This is a genomic window from Hydrogenophaga borbori, assembly GCF_003417535.1.
GTDB classification, from domain to species: Bacteria; Pseudomonadota; Gammaproteobacteria; order Burkholderiales; family Burkholderiaceae_C; genus Hydrogenophaga; species Hydrogenophaga borbori.
The window spans coordinates 1-3,551 of record NZ_QVLS01000026.1 but is presented as its reverse complement, the minus strand read 5'-3'; the positions used below and the strand labels follow the sequence as shown (position 1 = coordinate 3,551).

Genomic DNA, 3,551 nt, shown 5'->3' with positions numbered 1-3,551 from the left:
GCCCAAGCCGCCTGCGACCCCAGCATCAGCTGCTGCGCCGGTGCCCCCAGCACCGGCAGCCCCTGCGGTGGCGCTGGCGTGGCCACCCTGGGCAACACCTCCGGCGTGGACAGCGGCGCGGGCAACCCCCTCAACGTGCTGGGCGGCAACAAGTTCCAGCGCGAGGTGGACATGCCCGCGCTGCCCGGCGTGTTGGGTCTTGAGCTGGTGCGCTACTACAACAGCGCCGACAGCGAACGCCACCTGCTCGGTCGCGGCTGGCGCCTGAGCTACGAGACCACGCTGCGCGTGGGCACCGGTGCGCTGGCGGGCACGCTGGAAGTCGTGCAGGCCGACGGCACGCGCATCGCCTTCGCCCTGCCGCCAGACGAACGCCAAGGACCAGGCCAGGGCCAGGGCCAGGGCGATCTCTACCGGGGCCTGAGCCCGCTGCACGGCCTGGTGCACCGCCTGCACACGCCGCGCGGCAGCGAGTACCTCTGGCGCTGGGCCGACGGGCGCCAGCTGCGCTTCAACACCACAGGCCAGCTGGAGCAGGTCCGTGTGCCCAGCGGCGAATTCCTCAGCCTGCGCTACGACGGGCGCGGCTGGCTCAGCGAAGTGATCGACCCCGCCGGGCGGCGCCTGCGCCTGCATGTGCTGGACAAGGCCGGCGTGCGCCGCGGGGATCGCTACCGCGGCGTGCAAAGCATCGACACGCCCGTGGGGCGGTTTGTCTATGAACACGGCGCGCGGCGGCCCGAGGGCTCCAGCGCCAGGCCCAGCGAGCCCATCGCCAACCTCACGCGGGTCATCTTCCCCGGGCCAGGGCCCAGCGAGGGCGCCACCCCGCCATCGACGCTCGCTCGCCGGTACCACTACGAAGACCCGCGCTTTGCGACGCTGCTCACCGGCATCAGCGCGCAGCGGCTGAGCCGCCATGGCCAGGCCCGCAGCGAACGCCTGAACACCTGGGCCTACGACGAGGAGCGCCGCGCCGTGCTCAGCTTCAAGGGCGAACGCCCCTCGGGTGCTTCGGGTGCTTCGGGCGGCGTGGGCCAGGAGCAGGTCCGCCTGCAGCACGGGCCTGCACGGGGCGGGCAGCGCACCACCGTGCTCACCAACAGCCTGGGGCAGACCACCGTCTACAGCAGCACCACCATCGCCGGCGAGCCGCGCCTGCTGCAGGCCATCGGCCCGGGCTGCGCGAGCTGTACTCCGGGCAACCGGCGCTACGGCTACGACCGCGTGGGCCGGCTCATCGAAGAGACCACCCTCGACGACCAGGGCCGTCCCCTGCGCAGCACCCGCACCGCACGCGACGCCTACGGCCGCCCGGTCGAGGTCAGCACCATCACCTACCGCAACGGCCAGGCCCAAGCGCCCCAGCTGCGCGTGCGCTACGAATACGCGCCCGTCGATGCGAGCGATCCGCAGGCGCTGCCCAGCCTGCGACCGGTGCTCATCGCCGTGCCCAGCGTCATTGCAGGCCGCGAACGCATCACCCGCATCGCCTACAACGCCGCGATGCAGCCCGTCGAGGTCACCGAAGAGGGCTTCAGCCCCGTGGACGAACAGGGTCAGTTCAATCCACAAGGGGTGGCGATCCGGCGCAGCACCACCTACGGCTACACCCAGATCAACGGGCGCAGCGTGCTGGCCAGCGTCGACGGCCCCTTGCCGAATGGTCCGAACGCCAACCCCGAGGACTCGGACATCACCCGCTACGGGTGGGACGCGCGCGCCGACCATCTGCAGCGCATCGTGCGCCCCGGCCCACGAACCCTGCACGTGCACCGCGAGCCCGAGAGCGGGCGCATCGTCGGGGTCACGGGGCCGGATGGTGTGACCGTGCCGCTGCCTCAGGCCACACGAGGCAACGCGGGCTTAAGCGACAACGCGGACCTAAACGGCAACGCAGGCCCAAGTGGCAAGGCGGACCTGCTCATCGAGCACGACCCCTGGGCCCGGCCCGTGGCCTGGCGAACGGTGGCAGGGGCGGCCTCAGGGACAGCGTCAGGCGACGACAGTGAAGCGCTGCTCAGCGCCACCTGGGGCCCAGCGGGCAGCGTGGCCGAGTCCAGCGTGCTGGGCTTCGCCACCCCCCACGCCCAGGCCCAGCGCCGGCTCGACGACTTCGCTCGGGTCGTGGCCATCCGCCACCCCGGCCAAGGCTGGCGGTTCGCGCGCCACGACGAGGCCGGGCGCCTCCTCGAGACCATCGACCCCAGAGGCGCACGCCAGCGCGCCCGCTGGGACCTGGCGGGGCGGCTGACCCGGCTGGAGCGCTTCGCCCCCGGTGCCGACCCCGACACCACGCAATCCTCAGCCGAACAAGTCATCGACCGCCGCTACGAGCACGAGCGGCTCATCGAAGAGCGCCTGAGCGACCGCCAGGGCCAACGCATCACCCGCCTCAGCTACGACGAACGCGGCGCCCTGGCCAGCGAGACCCTGCGCATCGAGCCCGCCGGGGCGCTGCGGGCCGCCTTGCCTGAGCCCATCCAGTTGGGCCTGGCCTACCGCCGCGAGGCGGACGGCAGCGTCACCCGCACGCTCACCGGTGCCGATGGGCGCAGCCTGAGCATCGATCAGGAGAACGTTGCAGGTCGGATCGCCCGCATCCGCACCGAAGGCGCGCTGCCGGCCTGGCTCGGCGGCGGGCGCGAGATCGTGCGCGACATCCGCTGGCAGGACCTGGGGGCACTGCGCTACGCCACCGCCATCACCCACGGGGACGGCAGCGTCGATCGCTTCGAACCCGTCCCGCCACCGGCACAGCCAGAGACCAGCCGAAGCGGCCTCGCCGGGGGCGACACGGCGTCCTGGCTCGCCCCGCCGGGGCAAGAACACGACAGCGCGGGCCTACCCAGCCGCGTGAGCACCAACCACGGCATTCAGCGCCTGCACTGGAACGCGGCCGGGCAGCTGGAACGAACCGAGAGAGAAGACGGCGGCCACAGCGACTACCTCTACGACGCGCGCGGGCGCCGCGTCATCCAGCTCGTGACCGGGGCCAACGGTCAAGTCCGCGCCAGCCTGAGCCTGTACGAAGACAACCGCCTCGTGGCCGAAGCCGACGCCCAGGGCCGCCTGACGTATGCCTACGCGCACCTGGGCCACCGCCCCGTGGCGCAGATCGCGCTGCAGCCCGCCAGCGCCTGGCAGCGCTTCACCGCCTGGCTGCTCGGCCCAGAAGCCCGCCACCTGCACACCGCGCGCGCCGGGCGCGTGCTCAGCGTGAGCGAGCGGGGGCGGACCGTCTGGCGCGACCGTGAACGAGGCGCGGAGCGAGGCGCAGGGCAGTCCGAAGGACCAGACGAAGGGCGCGACGACGGCCAGTCGCCCCGCATCCACCAGCCCCTGCGCTACGTCGGCCAGGTCCACGACGACGACAGCGGCCTGAGCTACCACGGCGCGCGCTTCTTCGAGCCGACACAAGGCCGCTTCATCAGCCCCGACCCAGCCGGCATCGCCGACGCCATCAACGATCTGCCCGCGGGCCTGCTGCTGGACCTCTACGCCTACGCGGGCGGGCGCCCCGACGCGTACTTCGATCCCGATGGCGCGGC

The 3,551-nt window shown here is 72.6% G+C and carries 1 protein-coding gene; it reads left to right on the top strand.

What is annotated here, in order from left to right; genetic code table 11:
- On the top strand, positions 1–3,551 hold a 3,551-nt coding region (locus DY262_RS21405), incomplete at both ends, for a DUF6531 domain-containing protein (protein ID WP_181936602.1).